This is a genomic window from Pseudomonas sp. UV AK001 (genome assembly GCF_046097675.1).
GTDB lineage: Bacteria > Pseudomonadota > Gammaproteobacteria > Pseudomonadales > Pseudomonadaceae > Aquipseudomonas > Aquipseudomonas kribbensis.
In genome coordinates, this window is the sequence record NZ_JBJUVZ010000003.1 from 254,781 (window position 1) to 276,285 (window position 21,505).

Annotated in this window: 17 protein-coding genes; 8 read left to right on the top strand and 9 right to left on the bottom strand. The window is 60.9% G+C overall.

The annotated features are described in order from the left end of the window. Nucleotides 1–61 precede the first annotated feature (61 nt). The 3 genes from ACKLNA_RS12155 to groL all read left to right on the top strand — a co-directional run bounded on the left by ACKLNA_RS12155 (nucleotide 62) and on the right by groL (nucleotide 2,798). Nucleotides 62–538, top strand: coding sequence for an FxsA family protein (locus ACKLNA_RS12155; protein ID WP_085709542.1), 477 nt, complete (start codon nucleotides 62–64; stop codon nucleotides 536–538). A 259-nt stretch (nucleotides 539–797) separates the two neighbouring features. Next, the gene (locus ACKLNA_RS12160; RefSeq protein WP_011335724.1) at nucleotides 798–1,091 is read left to right on the top strand and encodes a co-chaperone GroES; all 294 of its coding nucleotides are present in this window, start codon (nucleotides 798–800) and stop codon (nucleotides 1,089–1,091) included. Between the two features lie 51 nt (nucleotides 1,092–1,142). Further along, entirely contained in the window at nucleotides 1,143–2,798 is a 1,656-nt protein-coding gene (gene groL, locus ACKLNA_RS12165; protein ID WP_408985995.1) for a chaperonin GroEL, read from the top strand. A 90-nt stretch (nucleotides 2,799–2,888) separates the two neighbouring features. On the opposite strand, the gene ACKLNA_RS12170 is transcribed toward groL, so the two are convergent. Further along, nucleotides 2,889–3,632: a phosphatase PAP2 family protein gene (locus ACKLNA_RS12170; protein WP_408985996.1), complete on the bottom strand. Its 744-nt coding sequence runs from the start codon at nucleotides 3,630–3,632 to the stop codon at nucleotides 2,889–2,891. Between the two features lie 52 nt (nucleotides 3,633–3,684). After that, the gene (locus tag ACKLNA_RS12175) at nucleotides 3,685–5,634 is read right to left on the bottom strand and encodes an LTA synthase family protein (RefSeq protein WP_408985997.1); all 1,950 of its coding nucleotides are present in this window, start codon (nucleotides 5,632–5,634) and stop codon (nucleotides 3,685–3,687) included. Between the two features lie 203 nt (nucleotides 5,635–5,837). Here ACKLNA_RS12175 and colR point away from each other — a divergent pair, with 203 nt between their 5' ends. The 5 genes from colR (at nucleotide 5,838) to ACKLNA_RS12200 (ending at nucleotide 9,562) form a co-directional block, all read left to right on the top strand. Continuing rightward, a complete protein-coding gene (gene colR, locus ACKLNA_RS12180) occupies nucleotides 5,838–6,521 on the top strand; it encodes a two-component system response regulator ColR (RefSeq protein WP_085709546.1) in 684 nt (227 codons plus the stop codon). Continuing rightward, entirely contained in the window at nucleotides 6,511–7,821 is a 1,311-nt protein-coding gene (locus ACKLNA_RS12185) for a sensor histidine kinase (protein WP_408985998.1), read from the top strand. The genes colR and ACKLNA_RS12185 overlap by 11 nt, the downstream gene beginning before the upstream one ends. 124 nt (nucleotides 7,822–7,945) lie before the next feature. Next, nucleotides 7,946–8,614: a class I SAM-dependent methyltransferase gene (locus ACKLNA_RS12190; RefSeq protein WP_085709742.1), complete on the top strand. Its 669-nt coding sequence runs from the start codon at nucleotides 7,946–7,948 to the stop codon at nucleotides 8,612–8,614. Between the two features lie 4 nt (nucleotides 8,615–8,618). Further along, on the top strand, nucleotides 8,619–9,332 hold the full coding sequence (locus ACKLNA_RS12195; protein WP_408985999.1) for a lipopolysaccharide kinase InaA family protein: 714 nt from the start codon (nucleotides 8,619–8,621) through the stop codon (nucleotides 9,330–9,332). Nucleotides 9,333–9,334: 2 nt separating this feature from the next. Then, on the top strand, nucleotides 9,335–9,562 hold the full coding sequence (locus ACKLNA_RS12200) for a hypothetical protein (protein WP_114885184.1): 228 nt from the start codon (nucleotides 9,335–9,337) through the stop codon (nucleotides 9,560–9,562). A 67-nt stretch (nucleotides 9,563–9,629) separates the two neighbouring features. Here ACKLNA_RS12200 and ACKLNA_RS12205 read toward each other — a convergent pair whose 3' ends face one another. The 7 genes from ACKLNA_RS12205 to ACKLNA_RS12235 form a co-directional block, all read right to left on the bottom strand. Next, entirely contained in the window at nucleotides 9,630–12,665 is a 3,036-nt protein-coding gene (locus tag ACKLNA_RS12205; protein WP_408986000.1) for a multidrug efflux RND transporter permease subunit, read from the bottom strand. Nucleotides 12,666–12,678: 13 nt separating this feature from the next. Continuing rightward, the gene (locus ACKLNA_RS12210; RefSeq protein WP_408986001.1) at nucleotides 12,679–13,827 is read right to left on the bottom strand and encodes an efflux RND transporter periplasmic adaptor subunit; all 1,149 of its coding nucleotides are present in this window, start codon (nucleotides 13,825–13,827) and stop codon (nucleotides 12,679–12,681) included. Between the two features lie 145 nt (nucleotides 13,828–13,972). Then, entirely contained in the window at nucleotides 13,973–15,073 is a 1,101-nt protein-coding gene (locus ACKLNA_RS12215) for a DUF1513 domain-containing protein (RefSeq protein WP_408986002.1), read from the bottom strand. A gap of 14 nt (nucleotides 15,074–15,087) precedes the next feature. Next, complete coding sequence (locus ACKLNA_RS12220; protein WP_408986003.1) at nucleotides 15,088–16,152, bottom strand: imelysin family protein; 1,065 nt, start codon at nucleotides 16,150–16,152, stop codon at nucleotides 15,088–15,090. A 26-nt stretch (nucleotides 16,153–16,178) separates the two neighbouring features. Further along, nucleotides 16,179–17,606, bottom strand: a complete 1,428-nt coding sequence (locus ACKLNA_RS12225; protein ID WP_408986004.1) for a di-heme oxidoredictase family protein — start codon at nucleotides 17,604–17,606, stop codon at nucleotides 16,179–16,181. Between the two features lie 154 nt (nucleotides 17,607–17,760). Continuing rightward, entirely contained in the window at nucleotides 17,761–19,104 is a 1,344-nt protein-coding gene (locus ACKLNA_RS12230; protein ID WP_408986005.1) for an imelysin family protein, read from the bottom strand. Between the two features lie 192 nt (nucleotides 19,105–19,296). Next, nucleotides 19,297–21,348: a bifunctional diguanylate cyclase/phosphodiesterase gene (locus tag ACKLNA_RS12235; protein WP_085709556.1), complete on the bottom strand. Its 2,052-nt coding sequence runs from the start codon at nucleotides 21,346–21,348 to the stop codon at nucleotides 19,297–19,299. Nucleotides 21,349–21,505 lie beyond the last annotated feature (157 nt).

Consider the following 21,505-nt stretch of genomic DNA (forward strand, 5'->3'; position numbering starts at 1 on the left):
ACGAAAGGGCGACGTCATCTAAGGCTTACTGCAAGGCATTTCTTGCGTTGAGGAAACTTTGATGCGCCCTTTTTTGTTGCTCTTTCTGCTGTTCCCGGTGTTGGAGCTGTTCGTATTCGTCAAAGTGGCAGGTTCGATCGGATTTTTCCCGGCCCTGCTGCTGATCATTCTCGGCTCGATGTTCGGCGTATTCGTGCTGCGTATCGCCGGACTGGCCACCGCCCTGCGTGCCCGTGAAAGCCTGAACCGCGGCGAACTGCCTGCGCAGACCATGCTTGAAGGCCTGATGCTGGCCCTGGCCGGTGGCCTGCTGATCCTGCCGGGTTTCATCAGTGACGTGGCCGGTCTGATCCTGCTGTTGCCGTTCAGCCGTCGCCTGTTCGCCAACAAGATGCGCCAGCGCGCCGAAGAACAGGCCATGCGTCAGCGTGCGTTCGCCGACGACCTGCAACCCCGAGGCGGTCCTGCACCGCGCCAGCCTCTGGGCCGCGAAGGCGATGTGATCGAAGGCGAGTTCGAACACCGCGACACCAAGTAACTTCTGCACTCACACGGCACCTTCGGGTGCCGTGTTCGTTTACGGCCGTGCACATGACGAGCCACGATGAAAAAATTTTAGGCCTGCCCTTGTAATAAGCTTATGCGCCCTTATGTATCGGTCACCGAAAGGTTTCCGGTATTTGAACCGGACAGACTTCCGCGGTTCGCTCGACGAGCCGCAACCGGCGCAGGCCGGATTCGTTAAACCCGCCGGGACTACACCGGCCGATGAAAACCACAATTAGGAGAGATCGACAATGAAGCTTCGTCCTCTGCATGACCGCGTCGTCATCCGTCGCAGCGAAGAAGAAAAGAAAACCGCTGGCGGTATCGTCCTGCCAGGTTCGGCTGCCGAGAAAGCCAACCACGGTGAGATTCTGGCTGTAGGCCCGGGCAAGGCACTGGAAAGCGGTGAAGTGCGCGCACTGTCCGTGAAAGTGGGCGACAAGGTTGTGTTCGGTCCGTACTCCGGCAGCAACACCGTGAAAGTCGACGGCGAAGACCTGCTGGTAATGAGCGAGAACGAAATCCTCGCCGTTATCGAAGGCTGATTACCCCCGTTCATTTTCCCGCTACTACAAAGTATTTAAGGAATATCGATCATGGCTGCTAAAGAAGTTAAATTCGGCGATTCCGCCCGCAAGAAAATGCTGGTTGGCGTAAACGTCCTGGCTGACGCGGTAAAAGCGACCCTGGGCCCGAAAGGCCGTAACGTGATCCTCGAGAAGAGCTTCGGCGCTCCGACCATCACCAAGGACGGCGTTTCCGTCGCCAAAGAGATCGAACTCGAAGACCGTTTCGAAAACATGGGCGCGCAGCTGGTCAAAGACGTTGCCTCCAAGGCCAACGATGACGCAGGCGACGGCACCACCACCGCTACCGTTCTGGCTCAATCGATCGTCAACGAAGGCCTGAAAGCCGTCGCTGCCGGCATGAACCCGATGGACCTGAAGCGCGGTATCGACAAAGCGACCATCGCGATCGTCAAAGAGCTGAAAGGTCTGTCCAAGCCATGCGCTGACACCAAGGCTATCGCTCAGGTGGGCACCATCTCCGCCAACTCCGACAACTCCATCGGCGACATCATTGCCGAAGCCATGGAAAAAGTCGGCAAAGAAGGCGTGATCACCGTTGAAGAAGGCTCGGGCCTGGAAAACGAACTGTCGGTTGTAGAAGGCATGCAGTTCGACCGTGGCTACCTGTCCCCGTACTTCGTCAACAAGCCGGACACCATGGTTGCCGAGCTGGAAGGCGCGCTGATCCTGCTGGTCGACAAGAAAATCTCGAACATCCGCGAAATGCTGCCAGTGCTGGAAGCCGTTGCCAAAGCCGGCCGTCCACTGCTGATCGTTGCCGAAGACGTTGAAGGCGAAGCCCTGGCGACTCTGGTCGTGAACAACATGCGTGGCATCGTTAAAGTCGCAGCCGTCAAGGCTCCAGGCTTCGGCGACCGTCGCAAGGCCATGCTGCAGGACATCGCCGTTCTGACCGGCGGTACCGTGATCTCCGAAGAGATCGGCCTGAGCCTGGAAAGCACCACCCTGGAACACCTGGGTAGCGCCAAGCGCGTGACCCTGTCCAAGGAAAACACCATCATCGTTGACGGTGCTGGCGTTCAAGGCGACATCGAAGCCCGTATCGCTCAGATCCGTGCCCAGGTTGCCGAGACTTCCTCGGACTACGACCGTGAAAAACTGCAAGAGCGTCTGGCCAAGCTGTCCGGCGGCGTTGCAGTGATCAAGGTTGGCGCCGGTTCCGAAGTTGAAATGAAAGAGAAGAAAGCCCGCGTTGAAGACGCCCTGCACGCAACCCGCGCAGCCGTTGAAGAAGGCGTGGTACCTGGCGGTGGCGTTGCGCTGATCCGCGCTCTGGAAGCCCTGACCGAACTGAAAGGCGACAACGCTGACCAGAACGTCGGTATCGCTGTACTGCGTCGCGCTGTTGAAGCGCCGCTGCGCCAGATCGTTGCCAATTCCGGCGACGAGCCAAGCGTGGTTGTCGACAAGGTCAAGAACGGCGAAGGCAGCTTCGGCTACAACGCTGCTACCGGCGAATACGGCGACATGATCGAAATGGGCATCCTGGACCCAACCAAGGTAACCCGTTCGGCTCTGCAAGCTGCAGCCTCCATCGGCGGTCTGATCCTGACCACCGAAGCTGCTGTTGCTGATGCACCGAAGAAAGAAGGTGCAGCTGGCGGCGGTATGCCAGACATGGGCGGCATGGGTGGCATGGGCGGCATGGGCGGCATGATGTAAGCCAGCCTTACCCCGAAACGAAAAACCCCGCCTGCGATGAGCAGGCGGGGTTTTTTATTGTCCTGATTTTGTTATCTGGCGTTTGAGTAATCAGGCGTTAACCGGTTGTGCCTTCATGACCGCTTCAGCTTTCACGGTCGGGCGATACAGCACCCAGTAATACGACCCCAGGCAGATCAGCCAGCAGAAAATCGCCGTCCACACGTTGTGCGAAAAGAAGTGTGCGCCCTGCATCATCCGGCTGATCGAGAACACCGAGCCCAGCGCAAAGGCAAAGATGAACGCCTGTCGCGCCAGTCGCGGACGACGATCCCGCAGCACGAAGAACAGCGCAAACAAGGTGAACCCCGTAGCCGCATGACCACCGGGCCAGCAGCGCCCGGGCTTGTCGGTCGGCGGGCGGTGATCCAGCAGTTTGCTGTAGGTTTCATGGCCGCCGAACTGCTCGAGGCTCCACGGGCACTGCACGGCGGTCACGGCTTTCATCGGTGTCACGAATGAAGTCGCCAGGCCCAGGGACAGCACCAGACAGCCCAGTTCACGTTTGTACGGTTTGATCCGGTCGATGAAAAACGCACCGATGAAGCCGATGACGGCGAACACCGAAAACGCAATCACCACTTGTTTGGCGCGATCGTGAAGGATGTTTTCCAGGAAGTAACTGTGGCGCCCGATGAAGTCGCCGGCGGCGGGGTCGTAGAACATCCGCGCCAGGTTCATGTCCAGATCGGTGAGTTCCAGCAGGATCAGAAGGGCGGCCGCGACGGCGGGAATCCCCAGGCACAGCCAGAAGTTCAGCGGGCGAGGGGCAGGGCGTACAACGCTTGATGACATGAGGGATCCAGAACGGGAAAACGCCCCGGGGCATCAGCCCGGGGCGCTTCGATTAACGATCGCTGACTTGCGCGGCACCCTCCTTGGGTGCTTTCCAGCCAAGCAGCTGTTGCTTGAAGCCATAACTGGCGGTTTGGTAATACGTGATGGCGCGGCTCACCAGCGGGTCGTCGCTGTTGACCCGGGACTCGCGGCTTTCGGTCAGTGCGTCGTCATGCCGACGCAGGCCCTGGCGCGGGCTGAGGATCGCCAGATCCTTGCCGTCGAACAGCCCCAGATGCTGATAGTTGCCCACCACGACCCGAGGTGGCAGCGGGTTGTCCGCCAGCAGGTTGCGACCGAAGAACGTCGACTGGTAGTCCAGGTTCAGCAGCCCCAGCAGAGTCGGCGCGAGGTCGATCTGACTGGCCAGTTGCGCGTTTTCCCGTGCTTCGATCAGCTTCGGTGCATAGATGAACAGCGGGATCTGGTAGTTGGTGATCGGCAGGTCTTCCTTGCCCGCGCTGCCGGCGGTGTGGTCGGCGACGAAGATGAAGATCGTGTTGTCGAACCACGGTTTCTGCCGCGCCTGCTCCAGGAACTGGCCGATGGCGTAGTCGGTGTATTTCACCGCACCATCGCGACCGTTGCCGGATTTGATGTCGATGCGGTTTTCCGGGTAGGTGTACGGACGATGGTTGGAGGTGGTCATCAGCTGCAACAGGAAAGGCTGCTGCTTGGCGTAGTCGGCGTCCGCCAGCTTCAGCGTCTGTTTGTACAGATCCTCGTCGGCCATGCCCCAGGCATTCTTGAAGTGAATCTCCGACTCGTCGACGCTGCTCTGGTCGACAACGCGATAGCCGTTGCCACTGAAGAACGCGTTCATGTTGTCGAAGTAGCCACGGCCACCGTAGACGAACACGCTGTCATAGCCGACCGCGCTCAGTTGCTGGCCGAGGCTGGCAAAACCGCTTTCGCGACCGATGCGCTTGACGATCGAACGGCCCGGCGTCGGCGGAATGGCCAGGGTGATGGCTTCCAGACCGCGGTCGGTGCGGGTGCCGGTGGCGTAGAAATTGTTGAAGTACAGGCTCTGCTTGCGCAACGCGTCGAGGTTCGGCGTCAGGTTGCGGCCATCACCATTGCTGCCCAGGTATTTGGCGCTGAGGCTTTCGATGGTCACCAGCACGATGTTCGGCTTGCGGGTGACGCCCGGGTTGTCGATATCGCGACGGATGTCTTGTGGATCCTGACCGACGAAGCGGGCATTGGGCTCGTTCAGTTCGGCACGCATCTGACCGGCGACTTTGTCCGCCGGCAGGCTCTTGTAGAACTGGCTGTAGTCCAGCTCGTTGTTACGGAACGCGGCGAAGAACTGATACGGGCCGTTGCTCGCCAGTTCGTTCTGATAGGCGTTGCCGCCCTGGGCGCGCGGTGCGTCCTGGCTGATCAGTTGCAGGCTCAGACCCGCGACCACCAGCAAGGCCAACGCATTGAGCAGGCGCCCGCGCAATGGCGGCAGCGGGGCATCCAGCGCCGCGTTGAACGGTTTGCGCAGCGCGAAACTCAACGCGATGGCCAGCACCGCCAGGATGCTCAGCAACTTGCCGATCGGATAGGACTCCAGCACGTTGTTCAGCACTTCGTCGGAATACACCAGATAATCGACGGCGATGAAGTTGAAGCGCACCCCGAACTCATCCCAGAACAGCCACTCGGCCACCGCCGTGAACAGCATGGCGTACAGGCTGACCGTCAGCAGTCCCTGCAGGAACCAGCGATGACCGCGCCGCCGCCACAGGCCCGGAGGGCACAGCAGCAGGTACAGGCCCATCGGCAGAGCCGCGTAGGCGAGAAAGCCCAGGTCGTAGACCAGGCCGACGCCGAACACGGACAGCGCACCGCCACCGGCCTCATCCAGATGAGTCAGCAGCAGTACGGTGCGGGTGAGGAGAAACACGACCAGCCAGGCGCCGGTGACCAACAGCAGATAGCGCATAGGCGCTGTCTTGAAGAAACCCATTGTTTTCTTTTCCTTTTATCAATGGCGCGAGAGTTTCGCGGCGCCACTGTAGTCAGGTTGTGAATCGATAGTGAAAACTTTGTTAAAGATTTATTTCGTCCGGGCAATTTCTTCTGCCGGGGCACCAGCGCTGGCCCTGAACCGAAACAGGCCTTAAGCTGCGCGGGCCATGACGGCCGTTACTGTGTACGGAAGAGGTGCCCATGCGAATTCTATTGGTCGAAGACAACCGCGATATCCTGGCCAACCTGGCCGATTACCTGGGCCTGAAAGGCTATACCGTCGATTGCGCCCAGGACGGTCTGTCGGGCCTGCATCTGGCAGCCACCGAGCACTATGACCTGATCGTGCTCGACATCATGTTGCCGGGCATCGATGGCTACACCCTGTGCAAACGCCTGCGCGAAGATGCCCGTCGCGACACGCCGGTGATCATGCTCACCGCCCGCGATCAGCTCGATGATCGCTTGCAGGGCTTCAAGTCCGGGGCGGACGATTACCTGGTCAAACCCTTCGCGCTGTCGGAACTGGCGGCGCGGATCGAGGCGGTGATGCGCCGTACTCAGGGCGGCGGTCGACGCTCCTTGCAGGTCGGTGATCTGAGCTACGACCTCGACACACTGGAAGTGACCCGCGAAGGCAAACTGCTCAAGCTCAACCCGGTGGGCCTGAAGCTGCTCGCGGTACTGATGCAGAAGAGCCCGCACGTCCTGCGTCGGGAAATTCTCGAAGAAGCCCTGTGGGGCGACGATTGCCCGGACAGCGACAGCCTGCGCAGCCACGTCCACCAATTGCGTCAGGTGATCGACAAACCGTTCGCCAAACCACTGCTGCACACCGTGCACGGCGTGGGTTATCGCTTGGCCGAGGGCCGCGATGGAGTTTAAGCAGAGCCTTGCCCAGCGGATCATCATCGCCTTTGCGCTGATGAGCGCACTGGTGGCGGGGGCCTTCGCGATGGGCATTGTCGCGACCGTGCACCTGGTGGAAGAAAAACTGATTTCTGCCGGACTGGGCGGCGACCTGCAGCGCCTGTTGCTGATGGACAACGTTTCGGACTGGAGCCATCGGCCGGAGCCGGACCAGTTGTTTTATTTCAGCGGCGGCCCTGGTGACTTCGAGCTGCCCAAGGATCTGCGGCATCTGGATTCGGGGTTCCACGAAGTCTTCCGCGAGCAGCTGTCCTATCACGCGATGGTCGAAATCGTCGACGGTCGGCGTTACGTGTTGCTGCAGGATCAAAGCGATTTCGAAGAGCGCGAGCGCGTGCTGTTTGCCGTGGTGCTGGTGGGCTTCGTGCTCAGTCTGGCGCTGGCGGTATTCCTCGGCTGGGTGCTGGCGCGCAAGGTGATGGCGCCGGTGGTCCGGCTGGCGCGTCAGGTGCGTCATCGCGATCAGTTGCTGGGTCTGGCACCGCCGCTGGCGCCGGACTACGCCGCTGACGAAGTGGGTGAACTGGCGGTGGCCTTCGATGCGACGCTGGGGCGTTTGCGTCAGGCTTTGACCCGTGAGCGGTTGTTCACCAGTGACGTCAGCCACGAATTGCGCACACCGCTGATGGTACTGGCCACTTCCTGTGAGCTGCTGCTGGAAAACCCGGGCATCGATCCGCGCGGCCGCGCCCAGGTCGAGCGAATTGCTCGTGCCAGTGAAGAAATGCGTGAACTGGTGCAGACCTTCCTGATGCTGGCCCGTGCCCAGCGCGAAGATGCCGGGGCGGCGCCCCGACACAGTCTGGGCCAGGTGGCGGACAATCTGCTGGGCGTGTGGCGCGAGCCGATCGAATCCAAGGGGCTGAAGCTGATTTTCGAACCGGGCAACCCGCCGGACACCCGTTACAACGCCACACTGCTCAATGCCGTGATGGGTAACCTGCTGCGCAATGCCCTGCACTACACCGAGCAGGGTTTCATTCGGCTGACGCTCAACGACAACGGCTTCGTGGTCGAGGACTCGGGTGTAGGCATTCCCGAGGAAAAGCGCGAGGAAATGTTCAAGCCGTTCGTGCGCGGCAGCGAAAAACGCGGAGAAGGCCTTGGGCTGGGGTTGTCATTGGTGCAGCGCATCTGTGAGAACCAGGGCTGGAGCGTCACTTTGAGTACGATGGAGCCCAATGGCTGCCGTTTCGAGGTAGATCTGGGCATACAGGAATCCCTCCCAAATGGCACAAAAAAGCTGCCAACCTGAACGAAACCTGTATAACCTTGAAATAGTTCGTGGGTTTACGCGACGTTTTTTTCACAAAGGGATGACCTGACGCTGACACGCCCCTGCATAAGGTGGGGATATCAGCAATTCAGGAGTCCCGATGATGGCCGGCCCGATCAAACTCGATTTTTCCGAGAAGTACGACGACAACCATGCGCAGAAATATCTGCGCAAGCACCAGGATGGCCTGGGGCGTCGCCTGTCCAACTGGCGCGATCAGCAGTTGGCCCGCAAGGCGCTGACGCTGGTTGGCGAACCGGGACTGGTGCTGGATCTGCCGTGCGGTGCCGGACGTTTCTGGCCGTTGCTGGCAGAAAAGCCCAATCGGGTAATCATCGGGGCAGACAATTCCGAGTCGATGATCAAGACGGCGATGCAGGCCCAGCCGGCGGATGTGGTGAAGCGGGTACAACCCTTGCACACCTCGGCGTTCGATATCGCGCTGCCTGACAACTCCGTGGACAGCATTTTCTGCATGCGTCTGCTGCACCATATCGGCGAAGCCGAGCATCGGCGGACGATTTTGCGCGAATTTGAACGCGTCACCCGGGACAGTGTGATCGTTTCGTTGTGGGTAGACGGCAATTTCAAGGCCTGGAAACGCAAGCGTGCCGAGAAACGCCGCGGCCAGGAAGGTTATCAGAACCGGTTTGTGCTACCGGCCGCTACGGTTGAAAAGGAATTCGAAGAGGCAGGATTCAGGATCCAGGAACAACTGGACTTCATTCCGCTCTATGCCATGTGGCGAGTTTACGTACTACGCAAGAGGTAAGAGGATGGCAGTGCAATTTGCAGCAGAAACGGAAGTTGCTCCCCAGGATCGCTTTGACTACTACTGGAACCAGCGCGGTGAGTGGGTGGAAGAACCCAACGTGCGTCGTGGTGGCGAAAGTGGCGTGCAGCGGGTGGTAGGGCGCGATGGTCAACTGCTGTATGCCAAACGCCAGACAGGACATATCTATCGCAGCTGGTTGCACCCGTTCGGTCGACCGACTGTTTTGCGTGAACTGGATGCGCTGACCGGTGTAACCAGACTTGGCGTCCGGGTGCCGGAAATCGTTTTTTGCGGGGCTCAGCCAGATCCGCAGCACAAGTGGCGGGCCTTGCTGGTCACCAAGTCGCTGGACGGTTTCCAGGAACTTGAACAGTGGGAAGCGGCAGGTGGTCGCGAGCAGTACGGTGAAGCCGTGTATGAGCGCGTGCTCAAGGACCTCGCCGAAAACCTGGCCCGCATGCACAAGGGCCGTTGGCAGCACAGCTGCATTTACATCAAGCACGTCTTTGTCCGCGTCACCGGCGAAGGCGACTCGGCCAAGGTCGAAGTGGCCCTGATCGATCTGGAAAAATGCCGTCAGCGCCTGACCGCTTATCGTGCGGCCTCCCATGACATGAAACAATTGCGCCGCCACTCGTCGTTCAGCCCTACGGACTGGAAAAAACTCGTCTATTTTTATGAGACGGCGTTTGGCAGCGCTATCAAGGGTTTATAGCGATGAAACTAGAAATTGCACGAGGTTTGTTTCTGGTAGGAGCCTTGGCAGTTGCATCTTTGGCGGTGGCGGCCTGGGAACAGCCACGCATGCAAGTGATCGGAGCATCGAGCAGCGATGCCCATTGTCCGATGCCGCGGGTGGCGAAAGCTTCCGTGGCAACCAAACCCGACCATGATTTGCTGCTGTTCATGTTCGGGCTTTCTCAAGGGATGAGGCCGCAGAGTTGAATCGATTGAAAAGCGCCAAAGGCCTCGCAGATGCGAGGCCTTTTTTGTGCGCGTGTGAAAACGGCGGTTATGGGGAAGGTGCAGGATCGGGTTTGGCCAGCACGGTGTAGACACAGGGCAGGACGAACAGCGTAAACAAGGTCCCGATCGACATCCCGGTGGCAATCACCGTGCCGATATCAAAGCGGCTCACCGCGCCCGCGCCACTGGCGATGATCAGCGGCACCATGCCGAACACCATGGCGGCGGTGGTCATCAACACGGGACGCAAGCGAATCGCCGCCGCCTCTTCAACCGCCTCGCGGGCCGTCAGGCCTTTTTCCTTGCGCAACTGGTTGGCGAATTCGACGATCAGGATCCCGTGCTTGCTGATCAGGCCGATCAGTGTCACCAGCCCGACCTGGGTGTAGATGTTCATGCTCGACCAGCCGAGGAACAGCGGAATCAGCGCCCCGCAAATCGACAACGGTACGGTCACCAGAATCACCAGCGGATCCCGGAAACTCTCGAACTGCGCCGCCAGCACCAGGAAAATGATCGCCAGTGCCAGCGCGAAGGTGACCCACAGCGCACTGCCTTCCTGGACGAATTGCCGCGAGGCACCGCCGTAATCGAAGGCAAAACCCGCAGGCGCTTCTTCCCGGGCGATCTGCACGACGCTGTCGATGGCTTCGCCCATGCTGACCAGCGGGAACCCTGACAGCTTCGCCGCGTTGAGTTGCTGGAACTGGTTGAGCTGTCGTGGTCTGGCCCGATCGGTCACGGTTATCAGGGTCGAGAGTGGCAACAGCTCGCCCTGGGTGTTTTTCACGTAGTAGTTGTTCAGCCAGTCCGGGTTGTCGCGATAGGCCCGTTCAACCTGGGCGATCACTTTGTAGCTGCGACCCTCGATGGTGAACCGGTTGATCTCCGCCTCGCCGAGCAAGGTGGCGAGGGTACCGCCCAGATCCTGCATCGACACGCCCATCTGCGCCGCTTTCGCACGGTCGATATCGACCACCACTTCCGGTTTGTCGAAGGCCAGATCGAGGTCGACGAACGCGAACTTGCCCGACTCCATCGCACGCTTCTTGATCCGGTCAGCCACCTGCAGCAACAGCTCGTAATCGTTGGCCGTGTTGATCACGAATTCGAACGGCAGGCCTTCGCCGGTGCCGGGCAGGGAGGGCAGGTTGAAGCCGAAGATCTGCAGACCCGGAATGCTGCCGAGCTTGCCTTGTACCTCGGGAAGAATCTGCATCTGGGTGCGGCTGCGCTCGTTCCACGGCTTGAGCAGGAAACCACCGATGCCGCTCTGCACACCGTTGTAGCCGTTGATCTGGAACGAGGAGTAGTACTCCGGGAATTCCTTGAAGATCTTCACGAATTCTTCGGTGTAGGTGTTCAGATAATCGAGGTTGGTCGGTTGCGGCGCGTTGGCCATCATGAAAATGATGCCCTGGTCTTCGTCCGGTGCCAGTTCCGATTTGGTGAACTTGAGCAGCACCGGAATCAGACACAGCACGATCACCGCGAACACCAGCACCACCGGCCGGGTGTTGAGCGTGCCGTGGAGCATGCTCTGGTAGCGTCGCTTGAGGTTTTCGAAGATCCGGTCGAGTCGGTGGGCAAGCCCGCTGGGGTTTTCCTCGTGGCGCAACAGCAGGGCGCACATCATCGGCGACAGGGTCAGGGCGACGATGCCGGAAATCACCACGGCCCCGGCCAGGGTCAGCGCGAACTCCTTGAACAGGGCCCCGGTCAACCCGCTCAGGAATCCGATCGGCGCATACACCGCCGCCAGGGTGATGGTCATCGACACCACCGGCATCGCGATTTCCCGGGCGCCTTCGAGTGCGGCCTCCAGCGGGGTCTTGCCTTCCTCGATATGCCGGTGGATGTTTTCCACCACCACGATGGCATCGTCAACCACCAGACCGATGGCCAGCACCATCGCCAGCAGGGTCAGCAGGTTGATCGAGTAACCCATCATCTGCATGAAGAACATCACGCCGATCATCGACAGCGGAATGGTCACCACCGGGATCACTACCGACCGCAGGGCGCCGAGAAACAGGAACACCACCACGATCACGATCAGCACGGCTTCGAACAGGGTTTTCACCACTTCGTCGATGGAGGCCTGGATGAACAGGGTGGCGTCGTAGGCGATTTCGCTCTTGAGGTTGGGCGGCAGCTGGGCTTCCAGCTCCGGCATGATCTTGCGCACTTCCTTGATCACGTCCAGCGGGTTGGCGCCGGGGGTGGCCTTGATCCCGATGTATACCGAGGGAGTGCCACCGAAGGAGCTGATGGAGTTGTAGTTCTCCGCGCCCATTTCCACCCGCGCCACATCGCTCAGCAGCACGCGACTGTCACCGTTGACCTTCAGCGGAATCTTGCCGAAGGCCTCAGCGGACTTCAGTTCGGTGTTGGCGTTGATACTGGTGACCACGTATTCGCCTTTCACTTCGCCGGCAGCGGAGAGGAAGTTGTACTGGCGCACGGCATTGGTCACGTCGCTGGCGCTGAGGCCGAAACCGGCGAGCTTCACCGGGTCGATCCACAGGCGCATGGCGAACACCTGGTTACCCAGAATCTCGGCTTCGGCCATGCCTGGCAGTGTCGCCAGTTTTGGCTGGATCACCCGCGACAGGTAGTCGGTGATCTGCGGGTTGCTCAATTCCTTGCTGAAGAAACTGATGTACATCAGCGCCGAGGCATCGGCGGATTCCTTGCTCAGCACCGGGTCTTCGGCATCCTGCGGCAGCTTGTTCTTCACCTCGTTGGCCTTGGCCAACAGCTCGGTGAACAATCGGTCGCTGTTGGAACCGATGCGTGCGTAGATCGAAATCACCGAGAAGTTCTGGCGACTGACCGAGGTCATGTAGTCGATGCCCTCGGCGCTCGCCAGGCTCTGTTGCATCGGCTGGGTGATGTAGCCCTGGATGGTTTCGGCGTTGGCCCCGGGATAGGCGGTAGTCACCGTGATCAGGGCGTTTTCCATCTGCGGGTACTGGCGCAACGGCAGCTTGCTCCAGGCCTGGAAGCCCAGCAGCACAATCAGCAGGCTGACCACGGTGGCGAGCACCGGGCGGCGGATGAACGGATCGGTAAAGGCCATGAGGATTCCTTGATCAGTCGGCGCGGCGCGGACTATTCTGCTCGCCGAGGGTCATGTCTTCGCTGATGGCGATGTGGGCGCCGTTGTCCAGTTTGATCTGGCCGGCCGTCACCACTTGCTCGCCGCTCTGCACGCCCTTGTTGATCATCACCAGGCCCTCGCGGCGCTCACCGGTTTCAATGAAACGGCGCTCGGCGATCAGTATCGGCTGGCCCTTGTCGTCTTTTTCGACGCTGCCGTCCTCGGCCTTTTTCTGCCCGACCACGTAAATCGAGTTGCCGTACAGGGTGTAGGTGATCGCGCTTTCCGGTACGACGATGTGTTTCTGCGGATCCGGCAGCAGCACTTCAAGGCTGGCGAACATGCCCGGCAGCAACTTGCCATCCGGATTGGCCAGCGTCGCGCGAACCAGAATGTTGCGGGTGGTGCTTTCGACAATCGGGTTGATTGCGCTGATGGCGCCGGGAAAATTCTGCCCGGGATACGCGGCTACCGAAATATGCACCGGTTGGCCGATCGCCAGTTTCGGCACTGATTGTTCGGGCACATAGAAGTCGGCGTAGAGGCTGCTCAGATCCTGCAGGGTGGCGATTTTCGTGCCGCTGGCGAGGTAGTCGCCGACGTCCACCTGACGGATGCCGATGGTGCCGCTGAACGGTGCGACGATGCGTTTTTTCGCCAGCGATGCATTGAGCTGGTTGACCGTGGCGCGGTTCTTTTGCAGCACCGCCGAGAGTCGGTCGAATTCACCCTTGGAAATCGCGCTGCTGCCGACCAGCTGGCTGCCGCGACCGAAGTCCAGTTGCGCCAGGCCGAGGTCGGCCTTGGCGGTTTCCAGCAGTGCGGATTCGACGGCGCTGTCGAGTTGCAGCAACGGTTGCCCGGCCTTGACCTTCTGACCTGATTCGAACTTCAGCTCGGTGACGGTGCCGGCGACTTCCAGGCTCAGCTCGACACCTTGCAGCGCCTTGAGCGTGCCGACGGTGGGCAGGCGCATCTGCCACGGGCGCTCGGCGGCTGTGGCCACGGCGACACTGATCGGCGGTTTCGGTTTGGCAAAGCCCTGGATCATGGTGTAGATCGAGAAGGCCTTGTAACCGGCGAGAAGCAGAACGATCAGCAGTACAACACCCAACATGATCAGCATGCGGCGACGCAGCATATTCCAGTTCCTTGGAGAAAATCAGGCGAGACAGGCGGGAACATTACCCCGACTCCGGCAGGGATTCCAGCTGCCAGTTTTTACAGGTATGAGGGGATGAGGTGGAGGAGGGGAGCACCGCCGACCGAACGGCCAGCGGCGGTTTTCAGGCCATCAGGTGCAGATGGTTGTCCCAGAGCCCTGCGGGCAGATCCAGCGGTTTGGCCAGCAGTTCATCCTGGCGGCAATCGTAGTAGCGGCAACGTCCTTGTCCCGACGTCACGACGAAGCCGTCCTTCACCGCACCGACACCGGCGCAGTCGGGCAACGGTGCGTCGAGGCGCACTTCGCCGCTGTCCAGATCCCAGATGAAGAAGCGGTTGCCACGCGGTGCGGTCAGTGCCACCAGACGCAGTTCGCTGTGCACGGCGACGCTGGCGGTGTAGTGCCCCATCGACTGCAACTGATGATCCGGCACCGGGAACGCCACGAACGGCTGTCCCGGACGCTTGATCGCCAGCAACTCGGAGCGCTCCTGGGAAGGCCCCATGAATTGCTGGCCGGCGACGATGGTGCCATCGCTGGCGATGCCCAGGTGGCGCACGCTGTTCATCTGTTGGGCGAGGGTTTCCTTGCTCAACAGTGTGCCGTCGCGTTGCATCAGCACCAGGCTTGGCTCCATGGCGTCGAGGTTCATGTCGACCCGGCTTTCGGCCTCGGTGCGGATCCCGCCGTTGGCCACCACCAGTGTTTCGCCGTCGGGCATCCACGACACTTGATGCGGGCCGAGGCCGTGGGTGGAAATCTCCCCACTGTGTACCAGCCGTTCACCCTCGAACTTGTACACCCCGAGCAAGCCACGGCCCGGATCGGTGGTGTCGTTCTCGGTGGCGTACAGGTAATCGCCGCTGTGGTGGATCACCGCGTGGCCGTAGAAATGCCGGTTCGGCTGCGAGGTCACGGTCTGCAGCAATGCACCGTCGCGCAGGTCGATCAGGTAGCTCTCGGTGCCCGGACGGCGGGCGACGAACAGCGCGATCGGCAGCGTCGGGTGATTGATGATGTCGTGGCAGCGCTGGCCGACTTCGGTGGAGAACACCCGGGTGCCGTCCAGCCGATAACCGACGGCGTAGTGCTTGCCGTCGGTGTCGTCGCGCGCCGACAGCAGCAGCGGGCTCTGATCCTTGCGCTTGAACAGCGTCCAGCCGCCCAGTGTCACTGCTCCCAGCAGCAAACTACCTAAAGTCAGAGCCTGGCGTCGCAGCATGGCACTTGCCCTCATCAGTCACCGTCGTTGGCGTTGAAGCCCAGTTGGATGCCCAGCGCCTTGGCCAGTTCGCCTTCGTGCAGGCGATGGACGACGTTGAGGCTGTCGTAGATGTCGTTGAGCTGCTGGCGACCGGCGTCGTCTTCGAGCATTTCGGTCAGCGAGCGCTGGGTGCTGCCGAACAGCTTGAGCGAGGCCGCGTAAGCCGCGTCGATCTTGTCCGCCAACGGTTTCTGCTCGGCCGGCAGCAAGCCGCGCAGGCCTTTGTTGTCGACGCCTTCCCACACGGTCTTGGCGGCGGCGAGGCTGGCTTCCATCGCCGTCAGCGACGACTGACTGCGCCATGCATCGGCCTGGAACGGTTGCGGCACGCCTTTGCTCTGGCGGCCCATCGGGGTGCCGAGTTTTTTCTTCAGGGTGTCGAGGGCGGTGACCTGTACCCGCAGCAGATCGGCGATCGCTTCGTGGGAATCGGCGTAGCGCTGGTTGGGGAACTTGCTCATCTGCGCGAGCATGCCGTCGGTGTTGTTCCAGTTGCTCAGAATCTCTTCGGCCAGTTGTTTCTGGCGCTCGCCGATGGCCACCAGCAACGGGCAGTATTTGGCTTTCTGTTCGTCGTTGGCCACGTCAGGCTTGGCGTCGAACAGGATGTATTCGTAGGCCGACAGGCCTTGCACAACAACGCTGGATTTGGCCAGTGCCGCGGCATCGATCTGCGGCTGGGTGGTGACCAGTTGCTCGACCTGACGGCCGACGAGGTTCTTCTTGTCCGGCCAGAACTGCACCTGCCACGAACGGTTGCCCTCGGACAGCGGGCCGATCAGCAGCGGTTGCAGTTCGGCCCAGGCTTTCTGCGCGTGCAGGAAATCGGCGCGGGCGGTCTCCAGGTTTTCCTTGCCCTGGCAGTAGGCGAGGGCGCTGACGGCCAGTTGCCGGTCAGCTTCGACCCAGCGGGTGTAGGTTGGCAGGATCACCGATTTGGCGATGGCGGCCGAGGTGACGGCTTGCGGATCCTGCGGTGAGCAGGCGCCGAGGGCCAGTGCGGCAAGGCTGGTAAACAACAGCTTGGGACGGAACATGTCGGGCTCCCGATTCTTTTAAGTGTTTAAAGTGAATTCAAGAACGCCAGCAGCGCGGCACGCTGCTCGGCATTGAAAGACAAAACCTGTTGCTGCGCCGCCCGGGCTTCGCCGCCATGCCAGAGCACGGCTTCGAGCAGGTTGCGTGCGCGGCCGTCGTGCAAGAACTGGGTGTGACCGCTGACTGCCTGTGTCAGACCGATACCCCACAACGGCGGCGTGCGCCAGTCGCGGCCGCTGGCCTGGAACTCGGTGCGGTTGTCGGCCAGGCCTTCGCCCATGTCATGCAGCAGCAGATCGCTGTACGGGCGAATCACTTGATTGGCCAGTTCAGGTTCGGCCGCGTTGGCGGCGGTGGTGTATTTCGGCGTGTGACAGGAGTGGCACCCCGCCTGGAAAAACAGATTCTTGCCGGCCAGCACCTGAGCATCGTTGACGCCACGGCGTGCGGGCACGGCGAGGTTGCGGGTGTAGAACAGCACCAGGCGCAGGATGTTGTCGCTGACTTCAGGTTCGCCGTCCGGGCCATTGCCATTGGGCGCCTGTTTGCAGGCGATTTGCGTGTCGGTGCAGTCATCAAACGGTCTCAGGCTCGTGGTGAGGCCCATATCACCAGAAAACGCGTGAACATTTTGTTGATTGAGGTTCGGTTGTCCGGCTTTCCAGCCAAATCGGCCCATCACGGTCTTTTGCTGCGCGTCATCCCAGACCCGGTTTGGCCGGCCGTTGATGCCGTTGTTCTCTTTGGCCTGCGCAGTGGCGTTGGCGAGGATGGCTTCTTCGGGGATCGCTTCGAGCAGACCCAGACCGATCATCGGCGGCGCAACCCGTGCGGAGAAACGCGTATCGGGGTGCATCGGGCCGTAGCCAAGCTGAGAGAACTGCAACACCGGTTTGCGCAGTTCGACTTCGGTGCCGTCCTTGAAGCGCACCGGCACTGGCGTGTAGTCGACCCGCACCTTGCCTTCCGGCGCGACGCCAGGCACGGCCATGTCCTGGAACTGTCCGCCATAGACAGGCTCCGGCACCACACCGACCTGCTCGATCAATCTGGCGTACTGCGGCGCATCGGGAATCGACAGACGCACCAGCATCGATACGGCGTTCGGCGCATCCGGAGGTGGCGGATGTCCGCGACCGTCCTTGATGTGGCAGCCCTGGCAGGCGTTGGTGTTGAACAGCGGGCCGAGGCCATCGCGGGCGGTGGTGGTCGACGGCGCGATCACCCAGGGGCTGCGAAAGAAACTGTTGCCGACGCTGAAATCTACCCGACGCGAAGGTGGCAGGTTGGCCGAGGGCAGGGAGAATGAATTCTGATCGGTCTTGCGCACGGTCGCGGCACCGCCGGAACGGGCTTCGCCGGGCTCGGCCTTGGTGAAACGCGGGGCGTCATCGCAGGCACTCAGGCCAAGGGCCAGAAACAGTGCGGACAAGCGAAGAGGCAACGACGGCATCAGACTTCCTGCGGACGGGCAAAAATAAAGGCGCAAAGTCTAACAGGGCGAGGGGGTTTGAATAAGAGGAATTATCGTTTGCTTGATACAAGTCAGGCCGGCGGAAACGAACAAGGCGACCCGAAGGTCGCCTTGTTCAGTCAGCCAGCGTCGATCAGAACTCGTGATCGGCGTTGTCCGGGTTCAGGTCGCTGATGCCCAGTTTTCCGGCAGCCGCTTCGATCGAACCGGTCTGCTTGACCAGCGAGGCGATGGCGTCACGGACGATCTGGTTGCCGGCGGTGTTGCCGGCGGCGATCAACTGGTCGTAGTGCTCACCCTTGTTGGCGTGATCGACCATGACCTGGATCTTGGCTTCGGTGGCGGCCAGATCGGCTTTCAGCGCGGTGTCGGCAGCCGGGTCAACCTTGGCCACCAGCGACGACAGGCTGGCGCCGGTCATCTTGGTGCCGTCGACGCGGGTGTACTCGCCCAGGTAAACGTTACGAATGCCTTTGGCATCGTAGAAGTGCGAGTTGTGGGTGTTGTCGCTGAAGCAGTCCTGTTCGTCTTCCGGGGAGTTCGCTTCCAGGGACACTTTCATGCGCTCGCCGGCCAGTTCGCCCAGGGACAGGCTGCCCATGCCGAACAGCATTTTGCGCAGGCCGCTTTCAGCCGGTTCGGCTTCCAGGGTGGCGCGGTAGTTGTCGGCCACGTTCGGCTTCCAGTTGCCGACCATTTCTTCCAGGTCGCTGACCAGCAGTTGGGTCACGGCTTTCAGGTAGGCACGACGACGATCGTTGTGACCGCCGGTAGCGCCGGCGCCTTCCAGGTAGTCCGACGCCGGACGGTTGCCGGCGCCAGGGCCGGTGCCGTTCAGGTCCTGGCCCCAGAGCAGGAATTCGATGGCGTGGTAGCCGGTGGCAACGTTGGCTTCGGAACCGCCCAGCTCGTTCAGGCTGGCGAGTTTTTCCGGAGTGATGTCCTTGACGTCGACCTTGTCTTCGCCGACCTGTACTTCGGTGTTGGCGATGATGTTGGCGGTGGCGCCCGGGTTGCCCAGTGCGTGCTCGTAGGATTTGTCGACGTAGTCGATCAGGCCTTCGTCCAGCGGCCAGGAGTTAACCTGACCTTCCCAGTCGTCGATGATGGTGTTGCCGAAGCGGAACACTTCGCTCTGCAGGTAAGGAACGCGGGCGGCGATCCAGGCTTCACGGGCGGCCTTCAGTGTCTCGGCATTCGGCTTGGCAAGGAAAGCGTCGATAGTGGTCTGCAGGGTTTTCGCGGTGGATTCGGCATCGCTGTAAACGGCGAAGACCATGTCGGCGTAGTGCGCGACCACAGCCTTGGCAGCGGCTTCGTCGACTTTACCGGCAGCGGCAGGCGTCGCCGGTGCGGCGGTGCTGGCGGCTGGCGTCGGCGCAGCTGGAGCGGCGGCCTTGTCTTTACCTTCGCCGCAACCGGCGAGGGAAATGGCGATGGCCAGCAGACTGGCGGTAGCCAGAGGCATACGAATCATGGCGAACATCCTGCTTCGGTAATTGAGTGGACAGGCGCGGGGGTGCGCAAAAGCTGCGACATAATGCAAATCTTTCGCATTATGTGTAAAGGGTTGTAGCTGGAAATATTTCCTGTTTGCGCAGGGGTTGCGCTGGATCAACGGCGCGGGTACTTCCCGGTATCGGTGGCGGGGAGTCCTGTGCCGGAGGTTTCAGAGAATGGCGGCGTTGCTGCGTTGCGCCTGCTTGAGATAGACGCTCAGTTCCCGTGCCGGCAGTGGCTTGCTGTAGTGATAGCCCTGACCTTCATGACAGCCTTCGGAGATGATGTAGGTCTCCTGCTCGGCGGTTTCCACGCCTTCGGCGATCACCTGCATGCCCAGGCTCTTGCCCAGTTGAATGATGGCGCGAACGATGGTCGCGTCATCGTCGTCATCCAGCAGGTCCTGGACGAAGCTCTTGTCGATCTTGATCTTGTCCAGCGGCAGACTCTTGAGATAACTCAGCGAGGAGTAGCCGGTTCCGAAGTCGTCGATAGCGATCAGTGCGCCGGAACGGCGCAGGCTCAGCAGGTGCTGGGCGGCGGTGCTGATGTCTTCCATCAGGCCGGTTTCGGTGACTTCCAGTTCCAGGCTGCGCGGTGGCAGGCGGTACATCTGCAGCAGGTTGTTGACTACTCTCGGCAGCTCGGCGTGGTGCAGTTGCACGGTGGACAGGTTGACCGCCATGCGCAGGTCGACGAAACCCTGATCGTGCCATTCACGCAGTTGCTTGCAGGCCTGATCCAGCACCCACTCGCCGATGGCGATGATGGTGCCGTTCTGTTCGGCCAGCGGAATGAACAGGTCCGGCGGCACCAGCCCGTGCTCCGGGTGTTGCCAGCGGATCAGTGCCTCGACGCCGACCACACGGTGATCGCGGTAGCTGATCTGTGGTTGATAGACGAGGTAGAACTGATCCCGCAGCAGGGCATCGCGCAGGTCTTTTTCCAGTTCGCGACGGCGGCGCATCTCGCTGTCGACGCTGGCGATGTAGAACTGATAGCGGTTGCGCGAGCGGGTCTTGGCCAGGGTCATGGTCTGCTCGGCTTTCTGCAACAGCTTCTCGGTGCTGTCGCCGTCCTCCGGAAACAGTGTGATGCCGATGGTGGCGCGCAGGCGGATTTCCTGATGATCGAGGGCGAACGGGGCTTCCAGGTCGTCGAGGATGCTTTGCGCCAGTTCTGCCGCTTCGTAAGGCTGCTCGATGTCGGCCTGCACCAGGGCGAACTGGTCGCCACCCAGGCGGGCGAGGGCGCCGAGGCGGCCGCTGTGGGCGCGCAGGCGATCCGCCAGGGCCAGCAGCAACTGGTCGCCGGTCTGGTAGCTGAATTGTTCGTTGATGCCTTTGAAATCATCCAGCCCGACGCACAACACCGCGACCCGGCGCTGCAGCTTGCCGGCGTCCACCAGGATCTTGTCCAGTTGCTGCTGCAATTGCTGGCGGTTCGGCAAACCGGTGAGGAAATCGTACTGGGCCATGCGCAGCAGGCTGTTTTCCGCTTCGTGGCGCAGATGGGTGTTGCGTTCGATGGATTCGAGCAACTGGTTGGCGGTGTTGATCCAGATCCCGAGCTCGTTTTTCTCGTGACCCTTGAGTTGCGGAATCTTGTGTTCGCTGGGGCGGTCCGGGTTGATTTCGGTGAGGTGCTCGATGATCCGCGACAGTGGTTTGGTCAGCAGCCAGTGATAGACCAGATACAACACAAGGCCCATGGCCAGGGCACGCAACACGCCGGAAATGAAGATGATCACCGAACTGACGATGAAACCCTGGCCGTAGGTGGCGGTGTCGAGGGTGATGCTCAGGTCGCCGTAATATTCGCTGTAGGGACCGCGCCCCACCAGTTGAGTGGTGAAGGTTCGCTCCTGGCCGAGGATCAGGTCGGTCAGCCAGCGGCTGCTGGATTGCTGCAACTCACGGGATTTCTGCGCGAGCATCGCTTCGTTGGGATGCCCGATGGAGGCCTGGCGCACGGCGTCGTCCTGGAACAGGCCTTCGATCACCTGCATGCCCATTTCCCGGTCCAGGCTGTAGACCGCCTGGGTGGAGGGATCGCGGAACATGTCGAGGATACGTTCGGCATCGCCGGCGACGGCCTGACGGGTTTTATAGGCATCGAAGACAATCTGCGCGCAGCTCAAGACCACGCCGACGATCAATGCCGACAGGAGCACGACCCGGAGCAACTTCACCGACAAGCTGTTCTTGAGTTCCAGCTTCAAAGGGTTATTCCTTGTTCCGTGCGGGTAGCGTCAAGTTGCCATGAGTATTGGCAATCCCGTGTTGGCAGTCAAAGGGACAATCGAACCGCGGAAAGTTTGTCCGTGGCCTTGGCCGAAATGCGGCTGCCTGGAGTATTGGCCCTGATTGTACTGTGTC

Bases quoted from the DNA above. Each gene is read 5' to 3' on its own strand.
- ACKLNA_RS12155 (WP_085709542.1), top strand. From the start codon at position 62: ATGCGCCCTTTTTTGTTGCTCTTTCTGCTGTTCCCGGTGTTGGAGCTG.
- ACKLNA_RS12160 (WP_011335724.1), top strand. From the start codon at position 798: ATGAAGCTTCGTCCTCTGCATGACCGCGTCGTCATCCGTCGCAGCGAA.
- groL (WP_408985995.1), top strand. From the start codon at position 1,143: ATGGCTGCTAAAGAAGTTAAATTCGGCGATTCCGCCCGCAAGAAAATG.
- ACKLNA_RS12170 (WP_408985996.1), bottom strand. From the start codon at position 3,632: ATGTCATCAAGCGTTGTACGCCCTGCCCCTCGCCCGCTGAACTTCTGG.
- ACKLNA_RS12175 (WP_408985997.1), bottom strand. From the start codon at position 5,634: ATGGGTTTCTTCAAGACAGCGCCTATGCGCTATCTGCTGTTGGTCACC.
- colR (WP_085709546.1), top strand. From the start codon at position 5,838: ATGCGAATTCTATTGGTCGAAGACAACCGCGATATCCTGGCCAACCTG.
- ACKLNA_RS12185 (WP_408985998.1), top strand. From the start codon at position 6,511: ATGGAGTTTAAGCAGAGCCTTGCCCAGCGGATCATCATCGCCTTTGCG.
- ACKLNA_RS12190 (WP_085709742.1), top strand. From the start codon at position 7,946: ATGGCCGGCCCGATCAAACTCGATTTTTCCGAGAAGTACGACGACAAC.
- ACKLNA_RS12195 (WP_408985999.1), top strand. From the start codon at position 8,619: ATGGCAGTGCAATTTGCAGCAGAAACGGAAGTTGCTCCCCAGGATCGC.
- ACKLNA_RS12200 (WP_114885184.1), top strand. From the start codon at position 9,335: ATGAAACTAGAAATTGCACGAGGTTTGTTTCTGGTAGGAGCCTTGGCA.
- ACKLNA_RS12205 (WP_408986000.1), bottom strand. From the start codon at position 12,665: ATGGCCTTTACCGATCCGTTCATCCGCCGCCCGGTGCTCGCCACCGTG.
- ACKLNA_RS12210 (WP_408986001.1), bottom strand. From the start codon at position 13,827: ATGCTGCGTCGCCGCATGCTGATCATGTTGGGTGTTGTACTGCTGATC.
- ACKLNA_RS12215 (WP_408986002.1), bottom strand. From the start codon at position 15,073: ATGCTGCGACGCCAGGCTCTGACTTTAGGTAGTTTGCTGCTGGGAGCA.
- ACKLNA_RS12220 (WP_408986003.1), bottom strand. From the start codon at position 16,152: ATGTTCCGTCCCAAGCTGTTGTTTACCAGCCTTGCCGCACTGGCCCTC.
- ACKLNA_RS12225 (WP_408986004.1), bottom strand. From the start codon at position 17,606: ATGCCGTCGTTGCCTCTTCGCTTGTCCGCACTGTTTCTGGCCCTTGGC.
- ACKLNA_RS12230 (WP_408986005.1), bottom strand. From the start codon at position 19,104: ATGATTCGTATGCCTCTGGCTACCGCCAGTCTGCTGGCCATCGCCATT.